The sequence below is a fragment of the Streptomyces sp. URMC 126 genome, from assembly GCF_051386555.1.
Lineage (GTDB): Bacteria > Actinomycetota > Actinomycetes > Streptomycetales > Streptomycetaceae > Streptomyces.
Window position 1 is genome coordinate 1 of sequence record NZ_JBPQTX010000042.1, and the last position, 19,674, is coordinate 19,674.

Here is a 19,674-nt window from a genome sequence, read left to right on the forward strand (position 1 = left end):
CGCGGGCGGGTGGTGGAGCAGCCCCTCGCCCGGGGCTGCTCCACCACTTCGCCGCCGTCCTCATGCACCGTGGGACTGCCGCGCACGCCGCTGATCCTTTCCGCACGTACCGAAGGGCACCCGTGTTGTCCACCACCCGCACCGATACGGCCCGGACCGTTCCTACCGGCCGCTGGCGCACCGTCACGCTCGTCATCGTTTTGCTGGCCGCGTTCATGGATCTTCTGGACGCGACCATCGCCAACATCGCCCTGCCCGCCATCCGCACCGACCTGGCCGCATCCCCTGCCCAGAGCGAGTGGGTGCTGGCCGGCTACACCCTGGCCTTCGCTCTGGTCGTCATCACGGGCGCCCGCCTGGGCGACCTGTACGGCTGCAAGCGCGTCTTCCTTATCGGCATGGCCGGCTTCACCGCCGCCTCCGCTCTGTGCGGAGCCGCCCCCACCCCGGGCCTGCTCATCGCCGCCCGCGTCGTGCAGGGTGTCTTCGGCGCGGCGATGATCCCCCAAGTCCTCGCCCAGATCCAGCTGCTGTACGCGCCGCAGGAGCGGGGCCGGGCGATGGCCGCGTTCTCCTCCCTCTCCAGCCTCGCCGCCGCTCTCGGGCCGGTCCTCGGTGCCCTGCTGCTGGAATCCGGCCTGCTCGGCTGGCGCGGCGTGTTCTGGATCAACGTCCCCGTCGGCGTCCTGGCCGTCATTGCCGCATGGCGCATCCTGCCCGAAGGCCGAGCCGTCACCCGGCCCCGCCTCGACCTGCCCGGCGTCGCCCTGTCCGCCCTGGGACTGCTGCTCGTGCTCTACCCGCTCACCATCGCCAGCGACCGCGGGGAATGGCCCGCCTGGGCCTATGGCGCCATCGCCCTTGGCGTGATCGTCCTGGCCGCCTTCTACCGTTACCAGCGCCGCCTGTCCGACCAGCACCGCTCACCGCTGGTGGAAGTCTCGCTGCTGCGCATCCGCTCCGTCGCCGGCGGCCTGCTGGTCGAATTCCTGATCTTCCTGCCGATGATGGGCTTCTTCTTCACCCTCCTCCAGCTCCTCCAGGCGGCCCTCGGCCACTCTCCGCTGACGGTCGGTGTGCTGATGCTGGCCTGGCCCGTGGCCAACGCGGCTTTCGCGACCCTCGGCGCCACGGTCTTGCTGCCCCGCATCGGTCGCGCCACCGTCCAGATCGGCGTCACCGTCATGGTCCTCGGCCTGGGCGTGCTCGCGTGGGGTGCGCACTCGGCAACCGTCCACACGCCCTGGGCTGCCTTCATCCCGGGCGTGTTCATCGCCGGCACCGGCGCCGGACTGGCCGTCGCCCCGCTGGCCCAGTTCACCCTCCAAGACGTCCCCGCCCAGCACGCGGGCAGCGGATCCGGCCTGTTCAACACGGTCATCCAACTCGCCGCATCCCTCGGCGTCGCTCTCTTCGGAACCCTCTACTTCCGCCCTCAGCCCGACCGCACACACCAGCAGCCCCACGACGCGGGACCGGCCTTCGCCACCACCATGTGGATCAGCATCGCCCTCCTCACCGCAACCTTCGTCCTCAGCTACCTGCTCCCGGCAAAGAACCGCACCCAGAAAGCCTGAGGTTCGACCGCACGGACCCACCGGAGCCACGCACCGAGACCAGCCGGCAGTGCCACACCCGCCCTACACGTTCGAAACGTGTAGGTGGCCCAAAGCCGCGTCAGCGATCGACTTCGACGTTCGCCAGAACCAGCAGAGCGCGCAGGAGACGCGTCGCGCGAGCGGGACCAGTACGGAGTCTGGTGAGCGTTCGCCAGTTCTTGAGATGGGCGAAGCCGTGTCGACTGGTGCACGTCCGACGGCGAGGACCCGGTTGGCTTACCTCTCACCAGGAGCGAGCTTGTGGGTGCGGCCGGCGTGGAAGCCGGTGACCATCACGGGGTCGAGTACGTCGTTGACCAGCCCGCAGAAGCCGAGGTTCACGAGGCCAGCGGCGCGCAGGTGGCCCAGGATGCGGTCGTGGCGGGCGGCGGAGAACCAAACCAGGCGGCCCCTCTCGCCGATGCCGCGGCCACGGCCGCGGGGCGGCGGCCGGCGCACTCCGCACCGGCCACCGCCGCCGGGGCTTACTTGCACAGGGCGGTGTCGACGAGGGAAAGGACATCGGCGGGACCTTGGCCGCGGGGCCCGGACGGGGGATTCGCGGTGACCGCGACCGTGACAGCCCGCCCGTCGTCGGTCACCCCGCCTCGGGTCTCATAGCCGGCGATGTCACCGCCGTGCCCCCACACCAGGCCGCCACAGCTCAGCGGCGTGCTCACCACGCCGAGCCCGTACCTGGCCCCAGGCCACATACCGGTGGTCCTGACCGTCTTGCGCATCTCGACCAGCTGCTCCCGCTTAAGGAGCTTGCCGCCGAACAACGCGGTGAAGAAGCGGTTCAGATCGCTCGGTGTGGAGACCAGCTGACCGGCCGCCCAGGCCCAGGACGGCTCCATCACCGTGATGTCCTCCAGCGGCCCGTCCTGCTTCGTCGCCCGGTAGCCCTGAGGGTGCGCCCCGCGAATGCCCTCCTCCCCCACATCAGGGAAGTAGGTGTGCCGCAGCCCGGCAGGCCGGATCACACGCCGGGTCATCTCCTTGCTCAGCGGCCGGCCACTGACCTTCTCCACGATCAGCCCGGCCAGAAGGTAGTTGGTGTTGCTGTACTCCCAGCCGGTGCCGGGCGCGAACCGCGCCTTGTGAGCCAGAGCCAGATCGAGCAGCTCACGGGGCTGGAGATAGGTATGCCGGTCCTTCTCATAATGGTCACCTATGTACGCGGTGTAGTTGGGCAGGCCGCTGGTCTGCTGCAGCAACTGCCGCACCGTGATCTTGCGCCCGTCGATCCCTTCTCCACGAACCAGGCCCGGCAGGTACTTCTCGATGGGCGCATCGAGCCCGACCCTGCCCTCGCCGACCAGTTGCAGCACAAGGACGGCCGTGAACGGCTTGGTGTTGCTCCCGGCACGCACCCGCCCGTCGGCCGGCACCTTCGCCCGGCTCTTCAGATCCGCCACACCGGCGGTGTAGTCATGGACTCTTCCGCCGCGATCACGCACGGAGGACAGGACCGCAGGGTAGCCGTCCCTGTCCACCAGGTTGTCCATGCCTTGCTGCACGACATCACCGCGTCCCCTGGCCTGCGCCGGCAGCGAGCAGACCACGGTTGCGGCCCCCAGCGCAGCCACTACGGCGGCCACGGGAATCGCCCACCGGCCCCGCCGAAGCAGGGATCGACCGGAACGCCGTGGCGCGTCGTCGAAATGGGGCACAAATCTCTCCTCACACGAGCCCGGCCGGGCCGGGCCGGATAATCAAATCGATCCCTTACAGGCTGGCCGCCAAAGCACGCGAAGACGATCCGGACAGCAGGCCAATACGAAGTGGGGAAAACCCCCGGGGCATCCGCTTGGGCGTCGGCGCACATGGGGTGGTATGTGAGGGGGCTGGGCAGTGCACGCGGATGCGGCGCTGTCCAGGCCGAGTTCATCCACGAAGCCCCCTCACCAGCCTGGACACCGCCGCCGCAAACGGCAACCACGGCGGCCGGGTCCCTGCAGTCGACGTCGACGTGCTCGTCGTCGCCCTGTCCCGACACGACGCCGAGGCCGTCACCGCCGTCGCCAGGCGCCTAAGCATCAGCGGAATCAATCTCTACCGCCTCCCTGGTGTACAACGAAGCCACCACTACCCTGACTCCCCAGAGATAATGAGTGCGTTCCCCGGCTTGGAGTGGTTCGCACCAGAGGCTGTGCGGGCAGGGGGGCTTGACGGGGAGTGCCCGGCCTTTCGCCAGCACACCATTGTGAAGCTTTGGTGATTCCCTCCCTTTGAGGGCGCATCATGGGTTCGACTGGGTGAGTGGTCACCTCACCTCCTGCCGTTCGGACGCCTCGGCCATCCGCGACACCTTGATGCTCTATTCGAACTTCGCGGCCATTCTCGCCGGTTTCGCATTCACTGCCGTGATCGTTGTGCTGTCCCTGCCGAGGGAGCACCGTAACGATGGCGGAGAGTCGGATGGGGCCCTCACCGTCGGGGTTTTCTCCTTCTTCTCTCTCAGTATCACGGCGGTCTCATACGGCTCGATCATGGCAACGTCCGGTGACGTGTTCAAAGGGCTCCTTGGCGGCTTGCTCTCCGGCACCGCTCTCGCGTACTCCGCTCTACTGCTCACTCTCTTTATCGTTCTGCTGCTCGAAACGCTTTTCTCGACAAGCGCTGCGGCCCGGTACACGCGCCGGATGCTGAGTCAGTTCTTCCCGTTGCTGGCCTTCACCGGTATCCAGGGCCCGCTGGAGGCATACCTGCACGTTCAGTACGAGGGAAGCACGCCCTTGCCGGTCAGGTTCACGGTGAGCTCCTACCTGACAGTCCTTGCGATATGGGGAGTGGCAGGCTTTTTCGCTCACCGCTGGCGCGCTACGACAGACCGTCTCTCGATCCCGAGGTCCAAGGTACGCTGGATGGCATTCATCACCTTCTGCTTCTGCGCCGCCGCGACGGCCGCCTCCGCCATGTACACGAACTACGCCCGGCCGGGATCTTCACTGCCGGCCGGTATCGTGATGGCAGTTACCACGCTGGCATTTCTCGGCTTCCTTGCCTTTGGGATCTGCACCTTTCTCCTCCGGCCCCCGGCTACGTGACCGGAGACGTTCCCGCCCAGCTTGAAGGAATCATCAGCCGGTGATGGGCCGCTGCTGAAGCGCACGCTACTGATTCGCCGGGTAAGCGGTGTTTCATCGGGGCCGAGGGGTCTCACAGCGAAGTCGGGTCGGGAGGAGGTGCTCCACGATGAGGTCCGCGCCCGTTGCACGGCTGCTGATGAGGGCCAGGGTCTGCCTGATCACCTCCGAGGTCGGATACATCGCGACCCCGAGCCATCTGACCAGCGCGGGTCCGGCTCGGGGCCAAGCCGGCCCGCACAGGTAGGTGGCGAGCAGGACCAGACGTAAGGGACGTCCACCGGACAGCCGGCCGCAGTACTCCTTACTCCTGGCCGCGATGCCGGGTCACTCGTCGATGAGGGCGTCGAAGAACGGCAAGGCCGTGGCGATCGCCGCGCCCGCGGCGAGGGCGGCTTCAGCGGGGGTGGCACCGGCCAGGGCGACCAGGACACCGGCGGCCGTGGCGGTCAGCACGGTCAGCAGGAGAACGACAGCGGTGCGGACGGTGACAGTGGTCCTCAACGTGGGCCTCCCGGACGGGGGTGTGCCACCGGGCCCGGTGCCCGGTGGTCCGAGTTCGACGGTGGCAGTTGGGGAGGATTGCGGGAACGGCAACTGGCGGCTTGCCGGAAGTTGGCAACGTGCAGGCGGGACGGTGTCACCATCCACATCATCACCACGGACAGCCGCATTGGAGGAGACAGGCCCCTGTGGACGAAGAGCCGACGCCCGAGCCCCAGGACCAGGATGCGACCGGCGCCCCCGCGACGGGCGGCGCCGCGCTGCGGGCGGCCATCGCCAAGTACACCGAAGCCCTCGGTTTGGCGTTCGCGCCCTGCAAGAAGGACGGAGTACATCAGCGGGACCTGGCCGCCGCGATGCACATCGACGCCGGCACGTTGTCCCGCTATTTCACCGGCCGGCGCATCATGCCCTGCGACCTCCTGTCGGCCTTCGTCGAACAACTCGCCTTTTCGGACACCCGTTGGCCGAAGAGAAGGTACGCACGCTGCGACGTCTGGAGCGGGACGTCAGGCGCCACCGGTCACCCGACGGCCGCCGGATCGCGGAGCTGGAGGACGCATGCGACACCCTGCGGACAGCCCTGGCGGCCGCGGAGAAGAAGCTGTGCCAGGCCCTCGCCGACGGACACGCCCGCGACGAAGAGCTGACCAGCCAGTTGCGGGAAGCGCGGGACGATGCCGACCGACTGCGGCGCGCCCTGGCCGAGCAGGACATGCTGATCCGCACTCTGCATTCCCGCCTCACCGAAGCCGAGGAGGGCCGTCGGGAGGCCGAGGAGAAGGCCACTGCCGAAGCCGCACGCGCCGACGAACTCGCCGGCCGCCTCTCCGACGCCGACACGCAACTCGCGGCCGCGGCCCGGCTCGTCAGCGACGCCGACCAGGACGCCGCCCGAGCCGAGCAACGCGCCACCGAGCTGCGTACCGAGATCGAGGTTCTGTACAGACGGCTCATCACCCTGCTCCAGGAGACGCCCTCCGGCCCGGTCGCCTTCACCCCGCCGCCGTCCACGCACGACGGGGAGAATGCCCACAACCCCGCAGAGTTGGTCCCGGCGCAGCTCCAGCCTTCGGTTGCCGAGGGGGCAACCACCCACACCACCGCGACCGCCGCACCGGCGCTACGTCCGGTTCCGGCCCCTCATGGCAGGACGCCGCAACCGGTCCGCACCCGGAAGCGCCGACGGCCACGTCCGGACCAGGGCCGGAGCCGGCCGGAGCGGACGAGACTCGTGGCGTGGGCGTTCGCCCTCCTGCTCGTCGCAGCCGCCGGCGCGGCGTTCGCCGCCGCGCACATCCAGCGGTTCGCCTACACCCACGCCGCGCTGTGCACGGCGGCCCGGATCAGCCGGGCGGAGACCGGCGACTGCCTGACGCAGCAGACCGGAACCGTCACCGACAGAGCCGAGAAGTCCGACGCCGACGCCACCTCCTACACCGTTACCGTCGCCGTCGGCGGCCGGCACAAGACCTGGAACGTCAAGGAGTCGTTCTACAACGGCACCCGGCCCGGCACTCGCGTCGCCGTCAACACCTACGACGGCACCATCGTCACCCTGACCCACGGCACCCTGACCGCCGACGTCGCCGACGGCGCCGCCTTCCTGTCCTGGAAACAGATGGTGGCTCCCTTGGCGCTGATGACCGCCGCGGCGATTGCGCTGATCGCCGTCGCCGACCGCTTCTTCCGCCCCTCGATGTTCTATGGCCTACTCCCCATAGCCGCGTTGTGGAACGTATCGGCCGCCTTGCTCACCTTCAACAATTGGGGCAGCGGGAGCTGGACGGGCGTCGCCTCCGCGGTCGTTCACGCCCTCGCCTGGACACTGGCCTGCCTGCCGCCGCTCGCCATGGCAGCTCTCGACTGAACCACCTCGACCGCGCCCGGACACGGCGTTCCGTTGACCAGGCCACCGAAGGCGATCCCCGGGCACCGATCCACCAATGCTCCCAGCTGCCCCTGCAAGGCCAACGGATCCTGAACTGGCTGACGCTGGGCCGACGACTGGTCCACGACGGACTGCACGTGCTGCGGCCAGCCGCTCACGGCCGGGTAACGTCGGCTGTAGACGGCCGCTGCGGGGATCACCTGACCAATCGGCCCCAGCCGGTCCGCTCACACCGCGTTACTGGCCAAGTAGCGGTCAAAGTGTCCATCTAGCGAGCAAGCACACCAATGGGAAGAGCACGGGCCTCGCTCGTCGTCGCCTTCCTTGCTCTTTGGCACGTCGGGGGCAGGGATTGACCTCGCAGGGCTGTCGGCCCGGCGTGGCCTAGGCAGTTTCGTTTGGATCAGTCGGTCGTTGGTCCGGGTGTGCCGTTGACTGATGTGCAGTGGGCGCGGATTGAGCCGTTGCTCCCGGACCGTACGCCGAAGCGGGGTGGCCGCTGGCGGGACCACCGTGAGGTGATCGACGCGATCGCTTACAAGTTCCAGACCGGTACGCAGTGGGTCCGCCTGCCGGAGAAGTACGGCAACTGGCGAGGTGTCTACAACCGGCTGCGGATGTGGGCCGTGGACGGCACCTGGGAGCGGGTGTTCACCGCTCTGGTGGCCCAGGCCGACGCGGACGAGGACCTGAGGTGGGCCGTGTCGGTGGACTCCACGATCGTGCGGGCTCACCAGCACGCGGCCGGGGCCCGCACAAAGGGGCCCCGGCCGGTGAACCCGCCAGCCACGCCATCGGCCGATCCCGCGGCGGACTGACCACGAAGATCCACCTGGCCGCCGACGCCCGCTGCCGTCCTCTGGCGTTCGTCCTCACCGCGGGCCAGGCCGGTGACGCACCCGCTTTCACCGATGTCATGGCCCGCCTGCGCGTTCCCCGTCGGCGAGGACGGCCCCGCACCAGGCCGGACCTCGTCCTGGCCGACAAGGCGTACTCCTCCCGAGCCATCCGCGAGCACCTGCGCAAGCGCGGCATCCGGGCAGTCATCCCCGTCCCCGCCGACCAGCGCGCACACCGGTTACGCCGGGGCAGCCGCGGCGGCAGGCCACCGGCCTTCGACCGCGAGGCCTACAAGCAGCGCAACACCGTCGAGCGGTGCATCAACCGCCTGAAGCAGTGGCGAGGCATCGCCACCCGCTACGAGAAGACCTCCACCGTCTACCTGGCCGGACTCCACATCGCGGGCATCTTCCTCTGGTCCGTCCGGTGATCCAAACGAAACTCCCTAGCAGTTCGCCTCGGGCAGACAGGGAAGATCGCGGAACGTCTGGCCAGGGCTCGCGAGGCGTGTCAACTTAGACGACCTAGCGAAAAACCCGCAGGTCAGAGAGGTGATTTCGCTGTGACTGTGGATGTATCCCGCCCCGGATTCTCGACGAGCATTGACGCGCTGCGACTGCGCCAGTGGCGGCTGGGTCCTGGACGACCGGAACTCGTGACGGACCAATTCGGGTCGGACGACTTCGACCTGATCGTGGACGACCGCGCTGATGTTCACATCGGCAGCAAGGACGGCCGCTTCTATCTCGGCCTTTTCCCCGCTGGCCGGCCCGGCAGCGACGGCGAGGGCTGGCACCTTTCCGTCACCGGGACCGCCAAGGCGCCCGGCTACCACGTCTCCTTCGACACTGAGACCCCCGCTGAAGTCGTCGCCGCCGCCGTGGCCTGCGTCCTGGCCACGTCCCGCCCGCTGTGAGGTCACCGCACCACCGGCCACCGGGTCACTTCACCGTCCGACCAGAACCTCCACCGCAGGGAGCAACGAGTTGAACCCGCACACCCCGCAGATGACGGTCGGCGAGCTGATCGACCGCCTCTCCGCCTGCGACCGCTCCTCGAAGGTCCACTTGGCCCTCAATCCCTTCTTCCCGATGGCTCACCAGGTCGCCCAGGTCATCGAAGCCCAGGACGAGAGCGGAACGCCGGTGGTCTTCATCGCCGAGGACGCGGACGGAGAACAGCACGGACACCTGCTGCCCGACATCGCTGTCCAGCTCACCTGGCAGGAACCCGTCGACGCACCACAGCGAAGGCGACGTGGCACGATCCGTCCCGTCGACAACGGTCGGTGAACGTTCCCGACGCTCCGGAGGCGCCCCTGAACTCGCACCCTTCCTTCGGCTCGTCCACCCCCGGTTCCGCGGAACCGGCGTACTGGGTCAGCCCCCTCACCTCGCCGGGGACGACGGCCACTTGGCCGAGCAGATCGGCAACCACCTCACCAGTGCCGGCTGGAGAAACTGGCCCACCGCCCGCGACACCCTGCTCTACGTCAGCCCGGACGAACTGCGCGGCGCCGAGTGGATCCTGGCCAGCTACCCCTTCGAACTCGGCGGGCTGCCCGTGGCCTGGCAGATCTCCGCCCGCGCCCACCCCGCCAGTGCCATGACCGTGTGGAACGCCTACTTCACCACCGGCACCCCGCACGAAGCGATAGCGGACTTCCTCCTCGCCCTCGACGCCCGCGCCGAACCCGACGCCGGCTTCGACGAGCCCGAGACGGTCCTCGCGGCGCTGACCACCCAGGGGTGGATCCGCGATATCGACCGGACCACCACCACCGCCACAGATCCGGCCTTCACCTCCAGCGTCTCCCTCGAGCCGCTGCCCGACCTCGTCCACGACGCAGACCCCCGCCCCGACCTGGCCGGCTGGCAGGCATGGGCCGAACCGGTGCTGGGTGAGAGCTACCTGTGGTGCGTCACCTTCACCGCGAGCGTCCCGCACGACCTGGTCGCCGCCTTCGCCTCCTCACTCGCCTCACCGGTACCCGTGGTACGCCGCTCGCTGCCCGAGAGCGCGGAAGGCCGGCTCCTCGTCATCCCGACCGGATGACCGGGGCAGCCGACCATGACAGCACAGCTCGCTCTGCGCCCACCCGTGCCAGGTGATCCCTGAGGTGGCTGCCCCGCGCAGCCACCTCGGGCACCCATGGCTTTCTGCCTGCGGGCCGAGCTTGCACCGCGCCTTGAGAAGACCACCAGGCGCGTCTGGGGCATCTTCCTGATCGAGGGCGCCTTGGAACGTCACGCCGGCCCGTTCATCCGCGACGTGAAAATGGCGGACACTCACTCAATTCGAGGCCTGACCAAGGTCCTTTGACAATGGGAACATCGGTAGGGCGGGACCTACTGGCGGTCCCAGTACCTGGTTCAGCAATAGATCTCAACGTGGGTGGCTGTGGTGAGTCCGTCCAGAGGGCGGGGATGCCACGGCTCTACGTAGTCCCACAAGTTGCCCTGATAGTAGATCTTGAAGGCGTTGCCGTGGGAAATGGCGAATTTGAACTTGTCGTTGACGGGGTGATATCCGCAGCCCTCGAAGACCCACACCTTGCCCGCGTAGACGCCCTGCGCGAAGACCAGACAGGCCCTGCCCTCCGGGCAGTGATCATTCATGCCGTCTGCCGAGGCCGTGCCGGTGCTGGCGAGTACCCCGGTGACAGCGAGGGTGACGGCGGCAGCAGTGCTTGCGATTGCTTTCCTGCTAATCCCGAACATCCGGAACATCCCTCCGTTGTGTACGGAACATGCCAAGAGCAGCCTAGGGATGGAAATCGGGGAACTCCACCAGGTGTAAAGATGTGGCTAAAACTTGGGCCCCTTACCCGCCGGATTGGTCTCGATGGACCTCAGGAGAGTGAAAACCTCAATGGGCGCCGTTCGGTGTGGTGACCAGCACCGGAGGATGGGGCGAACCCGGCCAGCTGCCGAGGTTGACCAGCGCCGTCAGGCTCAGGCGGGTCTGTGGCGGAGCGGTAGGGATGGGCGGCCTCGACGTATTCCATGACCGTGGTGTCACTGGCACCACCCGGCACGGCGGGAACGTGAGGTGGCCAGACCGAGGGCGGTGGCGGTGACGCGACGGCGCATGTAGGGGCCCTGGGGATGGTGCGGAAGGGCTGACTGCGGGCCGGACCGTCGCAGGGCCGGCCTGCGGAAGGGGCCTGGGTAAGCTCCTATAGACGTCAAGTGGTCTGTGGGAGCGATTCAGTGGTTCGGATCGGGACGAGTTGCCTGGATACCCAGGCGCCCAGCACTGGCGGCGCGTCCCCGCCACCGGCCAGCACTATGTCGACATCGGCACCGGCGCGCCGGTACTGCTCCTGCACGGCCACCCGTCCGCAGCTACGTCCGGCGCCACCCTGCTCACCGAACTCGCCCCGCACCAGCGGTGCGTCGCCCCGGACTTGCCCGGCCTGGGGCTCTCCCCACGTCCCGGCTTTCCCGCAGGCACCACCCAGCGCTTCGAGTCCCAACTGGCAGCTTTAGACAGCCTGATGAGCTGCCTGACTGTCGAGCGCGGGCTGCCCACCCGCGACTGGACGTTCGTCCTGCACGACTGGGGCGGTCCCCTTCGGCCTCGCCTGGCTGCGCCGCAACCCCGGCGTCGTCGGCCGCCTGGTGGTCCTCAACACCGTCGGTTTCCGCTGGCCGGACGGCTACCGGCTGCCCTTCTACATCCGATGGCTCCGCGACTCCCCGCTCATCGGGCGCCCTCGCCCTGCGCGCCGGCGTGCACCATCCCATCCCGGCCGCCGAACGCCGCGCCTACCCGCGCTCTTACGCCGAGGCCGAGCACCGGCGACTCGTCGTGGAGTACGTACGCTCCGTCCCGCGCGCCGACGACGACCCGGCGTGGCGGCTCCTTGACCCCGCGACGGACGCCGTCGACCCTCTCACCGAACTGCCCCTGCTCATCGGCTGGGGCATGCGTGACCCGGTCTTCACCCCGCTGGTCCTCGACGAGTGGGAGCGCCGCTACCCCCACGCCCGCATCCATCGCTACCCCGATGCCGGGCACTACGTGATGGAGGACGCCGCCGACGATAGTGATGACCCGCGACCCCCACCAGATGATCACCGCCGTCTGCGCCCCGCTCAGCCTCGGCGTCGTGCCCGCGCTGATCAAACCTCGCGCGGGCGGCTTGCGCCGCAGCCTCGACGAAGCTGCCCCGGGCGTCTTCCTCGGCGAACCCCTCGCCCACCTGGGGCGCCGGGCGCTGCGCTGGGGGCACGGACACGTACGCCTGCCGCTGGTCACCGGCCGCGCACTGCCAGGGTTGGGCGGGCTGCTCGGGCGACCGCTGCCGCTCCGCCGCAAACCAGGAGGCGGGCCCGCCACCGGATTTCGAGGAACCCGACCCCGGAGAACTCGCCATGGTCGCCTGCACCTCGGGCTCCACACGGGGCCGGTCCAAGGGCGCCGCATACCGCTACGCCACCGTCGCGGCACGGCTCGACGCCCTCAGCGGCGTCCGGGTCGCCCAGCACGGCATGCACCGGTTCAACCTCGGCCCGCGTCCGGCCGGCACTCCACCACCGCGTCCGAGAACGACCTCAACCGCCTCGGCTTCTACCGGGCGCCGGCGCGCAGACCGACATCGACCGGGGTCCTGACGGCGTCCACAAGGTCGGCATGGCCACCGCCGGACACCTCGGCCGGAGAGTCGCCGCCCAGGCCGCGGTGTACGCCGCCGGCCGCGCCGCGACCTGCGCCCGGTCACACCGGGCACACCGCCCCGCCGGTACCGCCCCGGACGGCCGCCAGCCGCTTCCGCGGCCGCCGCTCCACCCGCCACTCCTGAACGACACGTCGACGAGCAGAACACCGCCTCCGGCCTCCGGCCTCCGGCCTTTCGGTGCTGTGCGTGTCTGAGGGGTGAAGCCCGTGGCCCGGCGTGCTCGACGATAAGTCCCCCCCGGAAGCGTCACGCTTGCGGGAACGCTTCCCCGGGACCGGCGTCAGACAACAGGCTTACCCTCACGGCCTTCGTCTCGATCAGTGCGCCTTGGTCGAGCGCATGAGCAGACGAAGGCCGCTCCGGCGTCCGGGGAACGCCCAGGTGGGGCCGGAGGCGCTGGGCAGCGTTGAGTACGACGTCGGCGTAAGCCGTTTGTGCCGCGCTGGAGGACGGCGTACCGCCACGGGTTACGTACGGGACGTCGTCGAACGAGTGGCCCGCAGCGTGCCGGCAGCCCGCGTCGCCGGACGGGTGGGGCCCGACGAGGTCCTGGCGGAACACGTCCCACACCGTCGACCTGCTGCTGGACCGCTCCCGCACCCTTGCCGAGAAGGCCGCCGCCGGCCAGGCCGCCGTGGTGGGTCTGCTCCTACCGCCTGGCCGACGGCAGCGCTCGGCTTGTTGCGGTCCGTGGCCTGGATGCGGCGGCCACCACCGCATCCCGACCGCCCCGGCCGCCAGTGATCACGGGGAGAGCCGGGGGCCCGCGGCGCGGCGGAGCCGGTTGGCGATCGCGAGCCCCAGGCCCTCCTCGGCCGGCAGGGACGCGACGATGAGGTCGCACCCTTGCCGGTCGAGTTCGCGCAGGTACCCGTACAGCCCGCGCGCGTAGGCCGTCGTCGAGGCGGGGACCGTCACGACGGCGTGGGCCTTCACGGGAGCGTCGGCGAAGGCGGGGGGAAGCAGGACGCCCACCTGCTGTCCCAGTGCCTGGGCGTGCTCGGCTTCGGCGATGACCTTCTCCGGCTCGACCAGGACGACCCGCGCGCGGGGCGCGTAGTGGGAGGGGTGCTGGCCCGGTACCCGGACGTGGCTGGTGGAGGGGAGGGCGACCGGGCGGCCCAGGACCGCTTCGATCTCCTCGCGGGTGACTCCGCCGGGCCGCAGGATGCTCGGGGCCTCGCCCGTGACGTCGACGATGGTCGACTCGACGCCGACGCCGCAGGGGCCGCCGTCCAGTACGAAGTCGACTCCTTCACCGAGTTCCGCCCGGACGTGGTCCGCCGTGGTGGGGCTGACCGAGCCGAAGCGGTTGGCCGACGGAGCCGTGATGCCGCCGCCGAAGGCCGCCAGCAGGGCGAGCGCGACGGGGTGGTCGGGCACGCGCACCGCCACCGTCTCCAGGCCACCCGTGGCTTCCAGCGGCACCCGCCGGCCGCGCCGCAGGACCAGCGTCAGGGGCCCGGGCCAGAAGCGTCCGGCGAGCAGGCGCGCGGTCGCGGGCACTTCCTCGACCCACTCGTCCAGCTGGTCCGCGCCACCGATGTGGATGATCAGCGGATGTGTGGGCGGGCGCCCCTTGACCTGGAAGATCCGCCCGACCGCGGCAGGGTCCTCGGCGTCGGCGCCCAGGCCGTAGACGGTTTCCGTCGGCAGGGCCACCAGGCCCCCGGCGCGCAGCACCTCGGCCGCCTTCTCGATATCACTGGTTACTACGCTCACCCTCGCAATCCTCTCACTGCCGCGGGTGCCTCCCGTCCCGCCGGCCCGTCGTGACGGGGTGCCCTGTCAGGTGGGCGGTGATGCGGCGGGCCGCGAAGGCGGTACCGGCGACGAAGCGGAGCATCGGCCCGAAGGTGGGGGCCGCCAGTGAGCCGGTGAAGTACAGGCTCGGGAAGGAGGACTCGAATGCCGCGGTGAGGCGGGGGGCTCGCGAGCCGGGGACGCGGTCGAGCCGGTGGCGCAGGACCGGCGAGAGGAACTCCAGGGCGTCCAGGTCGAGGCGGTAGCCGGTCGCGGCCAGGAGATGGTCGACGGACAGCTTCCGCGGGCCTTCCCCCGCGCCCGCCAGCGTCAGGTGCGCCTGCTCGCCGCGCAGGTGGGCGTGGGTGATGCGGCGGGAGCAGTGCACGGGCAGGACGCCCTCGACGCGTTCGCGCAGCCACCAGCCGCCCGAAGGCCCCAGGGCACGCCGGTGGAGCAGGAGCCGGGCGGAAGCCGGCAAACGACGTACCGCGCCGGGGGCATGGCAGACGGCTGCCAGCGCCCAGCCGGTGCCGAGCGGTGATGACGGCTTGACGAGCCGCTGAAGGACAGGACGGCGAAGGGCTGGGGTGTCGCCCCAGCGAATCCGGGGACCGCGGACGAGAACGCGGACGTCGGCGCCCGCTTCGTGCAGGAGGGCGGCGCTCTCCAGGGCGGACTGCCCGCCGCCGAGGACGGCCACGCGGTGCCCCGCGTAGCGCGAGAGGTCGCTGTGCTGGCTGGTGTGGGACAGCGCGGCATCGGGCCCGGGGCCGCACGGGGCCAGGGGAAGGAGCCGGGGAGGAATGTGGGCGAGCGCGGCCAGTCCCGTGGCCACGACCACGGCCGCCGCGTCGATCTCCGCACCGCTCGCCAGGCAGACCCGGTAGCCGGTGGGCGACCGCCCGACGGTCCGGACGGGGATGTTCTCCACCTCACCGACGTACCGCTCGGTGAACCACATGCCGTACCGGACGAAAGTCGTGCACGGGATGGGCGTCAGCTCCGTCAGCACACTCTCACCCACGGCCCGGCAGAAGTCGGCCAGCGTCCCGCCGGGCACCGGTGCCGACAGGTCCGTCGCCCGCGGTGTCGACTTCAAGAACATGCCCGTGGCCATGGCGTGCCGCCAACTGCCCATGACCTCTCCGAAGACGCGTACATCCACCCCCGCGGCCCGCAGATGCGCGGTCACCGACAGGCCGTACGGCCCCGCACCGATCACCACCACGGGACCATGCCGCCCCATCCCGTGCGGCACGCGGCGCGAAGGAACCACCTGCGTCATCCAACCCCCCCCGACCCTTGACCCACGCTCTCCCCGGACGCGGACAGACCAGGTCGGACGCATACGCTCACAACGGCGCATACGCCCTCCCCCCGAGGGTCCAGTGTGCCCTCGGGCCGGAGTGCCCTGCTGGACTATCGCCAGACCCGTACCGACTCCGCGGCCCGGGCAAGAACCAAGGCCGATGGGACCACGCGGGCGACGCCCGCGGCGCCGGCTTGCGAGGTCCACCGAAACGGCACTCCGCGGGCCCGCGAGCGGGTTACTCCCCTCATGAAAACCGGCGAGGCAGCCTCGACAGGTGGTGTTCGCGGCGAGCCGATCGGCGGACAGGAGGCCTTGAGGACGCCTGGGCGATCGTCGCCTGGGGAGAGCTCGACCCGACGACGCTGCCGATGACCTCCCACCAGGTCCGCCGCCTGCCCGTGATCGACGGCCACCGCCTGGTCGGCACCGTCGCCCGGGCCGACGTCGCCCGCGCCCTTCCCGACCCGAAGGTCGGCGACCTCCTCCAGGCGCTGTCCACCGACTGACCCCCGAGGGGAGCGCGGGTCCGCACCGACGCGACCTTGTGCCCATCGACGCGTTCCGATGGGGTGAGAGGCGACGTGAGGCCAGTCCCGCATCGGTGGCACCTCCGCATGGCGGGCCTGCTCCGTTCGCACCAACCGCGATGGCGGTCGGCCGGTTGTCCGGCGACGGTGAAATGGCGCCCGGCCGCATCGCCCGGGCTTCTTCCGCCCGGGCAAAGGGAGCCGGTCATGTCGACACGCAACACCATGCTGCGCAGCCTGCACGATCTCGGCCTGGCCGCCTGGTTCGGCGGCTCCCTCATGGGCGCGGTCGGCCTGAACGGCGCCGCCCGCGACGAGGGCGGCACCTGGGCCACCACCGCGCGGATCGCCGCCTCCGGCTGGGCGAAGTGGACCCCCGTCAACGCCGCGGCGATCGCCGCGCATCTGTTCGGCTCCGGCGGCCTGCTCGCCGCCAACGCCCCGCGAGTAGCCGCCCAGCAGGGCGTGGCCGCCTCCACCCTCACCAAGACCGTCCTGACCGGCGCCGCCCTCGCGGCGACCGCGTACGGCCGTGTGCTGGGCAAGAAAATCGAGCTTGCGGCTTCCTCCGCCCCGGAGGATGCCGAGAAGGCCGCGAAGCACCCCATCGACACCGACAAGGCGCAGCGGCACCTGGTCCGCGTGCAGTGGGCCGTCCCCGCGCTCACCGGCGGCCTGGTAGTCCTGAACGCCCTGCACGGCGAACAGCAGCGTCCCGCCGAGCAGCTCCACGGCCTGTGGGAAAGGGCCCGCACACTGGCGCCCTACGTGCCTTCGCCCGGGCACCTGACACACTGATCCGCCGGCCGGGCTGCCGCGTCACAGTCCGCCGGCTGATGTGCCACGCTCAGCGGTCGGCAGTGGCCACGGCACAAGGTCCCTGGCTCCCCTTCGGTACCTCATACAGCGGCAGGGCCAATGCCGCAGCCAGTTCTGTGAGTTCTTCGGGTGTCGGGCGCACAGGGCCTTCGGTCCCGTCTTCGACGAACGCCCTGATCCGCGGGATGCGGATCCCGGTGGCGTAGGCGAGCGTTTCGGCACTCAGGTGCTGCCGGCGCATCGCATCCGCGAGCAGCTCGGCCAGACGCATGGGCAACCTCCGAGGGGATACGGCCGGCAGGCGCGTCCAAGGGCTGCCGCGCCTGCCGGCCGACGGGACGCGTGTCTCCCCGTGTGCCCACTGCGCTGCGGCATGAACAAGCGCTGCCACTCGGGGCAACGGGCCGGGGCTCGGCCCCCTTCAGCAGGGCAAGGCCGTAACGAGGAGGTGGGAACGGTCGTGCCGCGGGGGCGAAGGCCCCCGGCCGCCGGTTCGAGCGGAGGGGCGAGAGGGTCGTCTGCCATGACCGTCCAGTGGGCGGGCGACCGACGTCTGGGACTCGGCCCAGTCCGGCGAAGGACACGGATGTCCGGGCAGGTGCCGCAGAGCTCCTCGGACGACGTCCGGTTTGGTCACGCGTGCGTCAACCTGTCGCATCGACGTGCATTGAACAGTTCCGTTTCGGATCCGCAGGAGCGTCTGCGCCACGGGTGGTTGCTTGCCGAGGGCCGGCAGGCCGCTGATGTCCCGAGCGCAGCGGCCTGCCACCGTCTGCCCATCCGGTGGTCGCACAGGACGACCGACGACCGCCGCGGTGGGGTGCTGTGCCGGGTTGCGTAGGCGGGGCCGTGAAGGGTACCCGGCGTTTATGGCGAGGCTGCGTCTTCCAGGGCGGAAAGCACACCACGACAGCGCGGAGGCGCCGGCGCCCGAGGAGGCCGGGCCCGGGCTCGAGGTGGAGCGCCGGGCACCGGACACACCGGCCGAGCTGCCCAAGCGGGCCTGGGGCGGTGTGCTCAAAGGCGCCTTGCACGAGTTCAAGGACGACGAGCTCACGGACCGCGCGGCAGCCCTGACGTACTACGGGATGCTGTCTCTGTTCCCGGCGCTGCTGGTGCTCGTGTCGCTGCTGGGCCTCACCGGCAAGTCGACGACCGATGCCATGCTGGCCAACATCAGGAAGCTCGCTCCCGGCTCGGCCCGGGACATCATCACCCGGGCCGTTGAGCAGCTGCAGAGCAACGCCGGCGTCGGCTCCCTCATGGCCGTCGTCGGCATCGTGCTGGCGGTGTGGTCGGCCTCCGGCTACGTGGCCGCGTTCATCCGCGCGGCGAACGCCGTGTACGACATGCCCGAGGGCCGCCCGGTGTGGAAGATCCTTCCCGTACGGCTGGGCGTGACGGTCGTGCTGATGGTGCTGGCCGTGGCCAGTGCGCTGATCGTGGTGTTCACCGGCGGCCTGGCCCGCCGGGCCGGCACTGCGCTGGGCATCGGGGACACCGCGCTGACGGTGTGGTCGATCGCCAAGTGGCCCGCCCTGGTGGTCCTGGTCACCGTCATGATCGCGATCCTGTACTGGGCGAGCCCGAACGCGAAGGTGAAGGGCTTCCGCTGGATCACCCCGGGCAGCTTCCTCGCCCTGGTGATCTGGATGATCGCCTCGGCCGGGTTCGCGGTCTACGTGGCGAACTTCGCCTCCTACAACAAGACGTACGGCACCATGGCCGGCGTCATCGTGTTCCTCGTCTGGCTGTGGATCACCAACCTGGCCCTCCTCCTGGGCCTGGAGTTCGACGCCGAGACCGTACGCCGGCGGGCCATCGCGGGCGGCCTGCCACCGGATGCCGAGCCCTACACCCAGCCCCGCGACACCCGGAAGTGGAACGAGGACGACCGACGCCGCCTGGGCTAGGACCGACCGACACGCCATGATCTTGGGCATAGGTCGACAAGCTGCGGGATATCCGCTCCTCATGAGACTTCTTGCCGGGTTGCGCGACGCTGATCGGTCACTGACCAAGCAGGCGGCCTCGCGTATCCCGCCGGCCGTCGGCAAGGTGCTGTCAGGGGTGGAGGAGACGGCCGAGAGCACGAAACTGTGGTGCGGCGCCGCCGCGGCGATGGCGTGCCTGGGCGGGTGGCCCGGCCGCAGGGCGGCGGTCACCGGCGTGGCCGCGCTCGTGGTCGCGCAGCTGGTCTCCAACGGCCTGTGCAAGCAGGTGGCCGACCGTCCCCGGCCGCCGAAGGAGTGGTTCCCCCACGACGAGGTCGACGACCGCCCCGACTCCTCCTCCTTCCCCTCCGGACACACCGCCGCCGCCGTGGCCTTCACCGCCGCCGTCATCCCCACCTGGCCGGCCGCCGGTGCCCTATGCGCCGTGCCGGCCGCCATGGTGGCCGTCGAACGCGTGCAGAGCGGCGCCCACTATCCCAGCGACGTCGCCGCCGGCGCGGCGATCGGCCTGGCCAGCGCCTGGCTCACCCGTCGCGCCCCCTACCTGATCCTGCGCCGCCGGCTCTAGCGATCGTTCACAGCGACGATGCCGTACCACCAAGCAGGGGCTGTGCCGGCCCGCTCGGAACGTGCCGAGCGGGCCGACATCGGTATGTCCGGCACCCCTGCGCGGGCAAGCCGCCGGGGGCGCCGCTGCGACGCGCCAAGG

At 70.2% G+C, this 19,674-nt stretch carries 18 protein-coding genes and 2 pseudogenes; 14 read left to right on the plus strand and 6 right to left on the minus strand.

All coding sequences use genetic code 11. The features are described 5' to 3' along the window. The first annotated feature begins 122 nt into the window (after positions 1-122). Positions 123-1,577: an MFS transporter gene (locus ACSNOK_RS07860; RefSeq protein WP_436779867.1), complete on the plus strand. Its 1,455-nt coding sequence runs from the start codon at positions 123-125 to the stop codon at positions 1,575-1,577. 506 nt (positions 1,578-2,083) lie between these two features. On the opposite strand, the gene ACSNOK_RS07865 is transcribed toward ACSNOK_RS07860, so the two are convergent. Further along, positions 2,084-3,205, minus strand: coding sequence for a serine hydrolase domain-containing protein (locus ACSNOK_RS07865; RefSeq protein WP_436779896.1), 1,122 nt, complete (start codon positions 3,203-3,205; stop codon positions 2,084-2,086). A 651-nt stretch (positions 3,206-3,856) separates the two neighbouring features. Between ACSNOK_RS07865 and ACSNOK_RS07870 the strand changes: the two genes are divergently transcribed. Next, positions 3,857-4,648: a hypothetical protein gene (locus ACSNOK_RS07870; RefSeq protein WP_436779868.1), complete on the plus strand. Its 792-nt coding sequence runs from the start codon at positions 3,857-3,859 to the stop codon at positions 4,646-4,648. A gap of 366 nt (positions 4,649-5,014) precedes the next feature. Here the strand turns inward: ACSNOK_RS07870 and ACSNOK_RS07875 are convergent, their stop codons facing one another. Then, positions 5,015-5,191, minus strand: coding sequence for a hypothetical protein (locus ACSNOK_RS07875; protein ID WP_436779869.1), 177 nt, complete (start codon positions 5,189-5,191; stop codon positions 5,015-5,017). A gap of 463 nt (positions 5,192-5,654) precedes the next feature. On the opposite strand from ACSNOK_RS07875, the gene ACSNOK_RS07880 reads away from it, so the two are divergent. The 6 genes from ACSNOK_RS07880 (at position 5,655) to ACSNOK_RS07905 (ending at position 10,244) form a co-directional block, all read left to right on the plus strand. Continuing rightward, complete coding sequence (locus tag ACSNOK_RS07880; RefSeq protein ID WP_436779870.1) at positions 5,655-7,061, plus strand: hypothetical protein; 1,407 nt, start codon at positions 5,655-5,657, stop codon at positions 7,059-7,061. Positions 7,062-7,480: 419 nt separating this feature from the next. Continuing rightward, positions 7,481-8,352, plus strand: a protein-coding gene (locus ACSNOK_RS07885; protein ID WP_436779871.1) for an IS5 family transposase whose coding sequence is annotated in 2 segments (ribosomal slippage) — positions 7,481-7,838 and positions 7,838-8,352 — 873 coding nt in all. Because the reading frame shifts where the segments join, the coding sequence is not laid out codon by codon here. Positions 8,353-8,484: 132 nt separating this feature from the next. Further along, complete coding sequence (locus ACSNOK_RS07890; RefSeq protein WP_436779872.1) at positions 8,485-8,838, plus strand: DUF317 domain-containing protein; 354 nt, start codon at positions 8,485-8,487, stop codon at positions 8,836-8,838. Positions 8,839-8,908: 70 nt separating this feature from the next. Next, a complete protein-coding gene (locus tag ACSNOK_RS07895; protein WP_436779873.1) occupies positions 8,909-9,214 on the plus strand; it encodes a hypothetical protein in 306 nt (101 codons plus the stop codon). A 121-nt stretch (positions 9,215-9,335) separates the two neighbouring features. Then, a complete protein-coding gene (locus ACSNOK_RS07900) occupies positions 9,336-9,977 on the plus strand; it encodes a DUF317 domain-containing protein (RefSeq protein WP_436779874.1) in 642 nt (213 codons plus the stop codon). Between the two features lie 96 nt (positions 9,978-10,073). After that, entirely contained in the window at positions 10,074-10,244 is a 171-nt protein-coding gene (locus ACSNOK_RS07905) for a hypothetical protein (protein WP_436779875.1), read from the plus strand. Between the two features lie 50 nt (positions 10,245-10,294). On the opposite strand, the gene ACSNOK_RS07910 is transcribed toward ACSNOK_RS07905, so the two are convergent. Next, complete coding sequence (locus tag ACSNOK_RS07910) at positions 10,295-10,651, minus strand: hypothetical protein (protein WP_436779876.1); 357 nt, start codon at positions 10,649-10,651, stop codon at positions 10,295-10,297. A gap of 503 nt (positions 10,652-11,154) precedes the next feature. Between ACSNOK_RS07910 and ACSNOK_RS07915 the strand changes: the two genes are divergently transcribed. Both ACSNOK_RS07915 and ACSNOK_RS07920 read left to right on the plus strand, forming a co-directional pair. Then, positions 11,155-11,952 carry an alpha/beta fold hydrolase gene (locus ACSNOK_RS07915; protein WP_436779877.1) on the plus strand — a complete coding sequence of 266 codons (798 nt, stop codon included), beginning with the start codon at positions 11,155-11,157 and terminating at the stop codon, positions 11,950-11,952. Positions 11,953-13,033: 1,081 nt separating this feature from the next. Then, positions 13,034-13,328: pseudogene (locus tag ACSNOK_RS07920) on the plus strand (carbonic anhydrase); the annotation flags it as partial. 22 nt (positions 13,329-13,350) lie between these two features. Here ACSNOK_RS07920 and ACSNOK_RS07925 read toward each other — a convergent pair. Both ACSNOK_RS07925 and ACSNOK_RS07930 read right to left on the minus strand, forming a co-directional pair. Continuing rightward, positions 13,351-14,328 (minus strand): L-threonylcarbamoyladenylate synthase, encoded by a 978-nt coding sequence (locus ACSNOK_RS07925; protein ID WP_436779878.1) that lies wholly within the window; start codon positions 14,326-14,328, stop codon positions 13,351-13,353. 13 nt (positions 14,329-14,341) lie between these two features. Next, positions 14,342-15,577, minus strand: a complete 1,236-nt coding sequence (locus ACSNOK_RS07930) for an NAD(P)-binding domain-containing protein (protein WP_436779879.1) — start codon at positions 15,575-15,577, stop codon at positions 14,342-14,344. A gap of 455 nt (positions 15,578-16,032) precedes the next feature. Between ACSNOK_RS07930 and ACSNOK_RS07935 the strand changes: the two are divergent. Both ACSNOK_RS07935 and ACSNOK_RS07940 read left to right on the plus strand, forming a co-directional pair. Beyond that, positions 16,033-16,170 (plus strand): annotated as a pseudogene (locus ACSNOK_RS07935) (CBS domain-containing protein); the annotation flags it as partial. 228 nt (positions 16,171-16,398) lie between these two features. Next, complete coding sequence (locus ACSNOK_RS07940; RefSeq protein WP_436779880.1) at positions 16,399-16,989, plus strand: hypothetical protein; 591 nt, start codon at positions 16,399-16,401, stop codon at positions 16,987-16,989. A gap of 49 nt (positions 16,990-17,038) precedes the next feature. Here the strand turns inward: ACSNOK_RS07940 and ACSNOK_RS07945 are convergent, their stop codons facing one another. Continuing rightward, positions 17,039-17,281 (minus strand): XRE family transcriptional regulator, encoded by a 243-nt coding sequence (locus ACSNOK_RS07945; protein WP_436779881.1) that lies wholly within the window; start codon positions 17,279-17,281, stop codon positions 17,039-17,041. Between the two features lie 598 nt (positions 17,282-17,879). On the opposite strand from ACSNOK_RS07945, the gene ACSNOK_RS07950 reads away from it, so the two are divergent. Together ACSNOK_RS07950 and ACSNOK_RS07955 are read left to right on the plus strand one after the other, a co-directional pair. After that, on the plus strand, positions 17,880-18,923 hold the full coding sequence (locus ACSNOK_RS07950; protein WP_436779882.1) for a YihY/virulence factor BrkB family protein: 1,044 nt from the start codon (positions 17,880-17,882) through the stop codon (positions 18,921-18,923). A 61-nt stretch (positions 18,924-18,984) separates the two neighbouring features. Next, positions 18,985-19,533 carry a phosphatase PAP2 family protein gene (locus tag ACSNOK_RS07955; protein ID WP_436779883.1) on the plus strand — a complete coding sequence of 183 codons (549 nt, stop codon included), beginning with the start codon at positions 18,985-18,987 and terminating at the stop codon, positions 19,531-19,533. Positions 19,534-19,674: the final 141 nt, after the last annotated feature.

Bases quoted from the DNA above. Each gene is read 5' to 3' on its own strand.
- ACSNOK_RS07905 (WP_436779875.1), top strand. From the start codon at position 10,074: ATGGCTTTCTGCCTGCGGGCCGAGCTTGCACCGCGCCTTGAGAAGACC.
- ACSNOK_RS07910 (WP_436779876.1), bottom strand. From the start codon at position 10,651: ATGTTCCGGATGTTCGGGATTAGCAGGAAAGCAATCGCAAGCACTGCT.
- ACSNOK_RS07940 (WP_436779880.1), top strand. From the start codon at position 16,399: ATGTCGACACGCAACACCATGCTGCGCAGCCTGCACGATCTCGGCCTG.
- ACSNOK_RS07945 (WP_436779881.1), bottom strand. From the start codon at position 17,281: ATGCGTCTGGCCGAGCTGCTCGCGGATGCGATGCGCCGGCAGCACCTG.
- ACSNOK_RS07950 (WP_436779882.1), top strand. From the start codon at position 17,880: ATGGCGAGGCTGCGTCTTCCAGGGCGGAAAGCACACCACGACAGCGCG.
- ACSNOK_RS07955 (WP_436779883.1), top strand. From the start codon at position 18,985: ATGAGACTTCTTGCCGGGTTGCGCGACGCTGATCGGTCACTGACCAAG.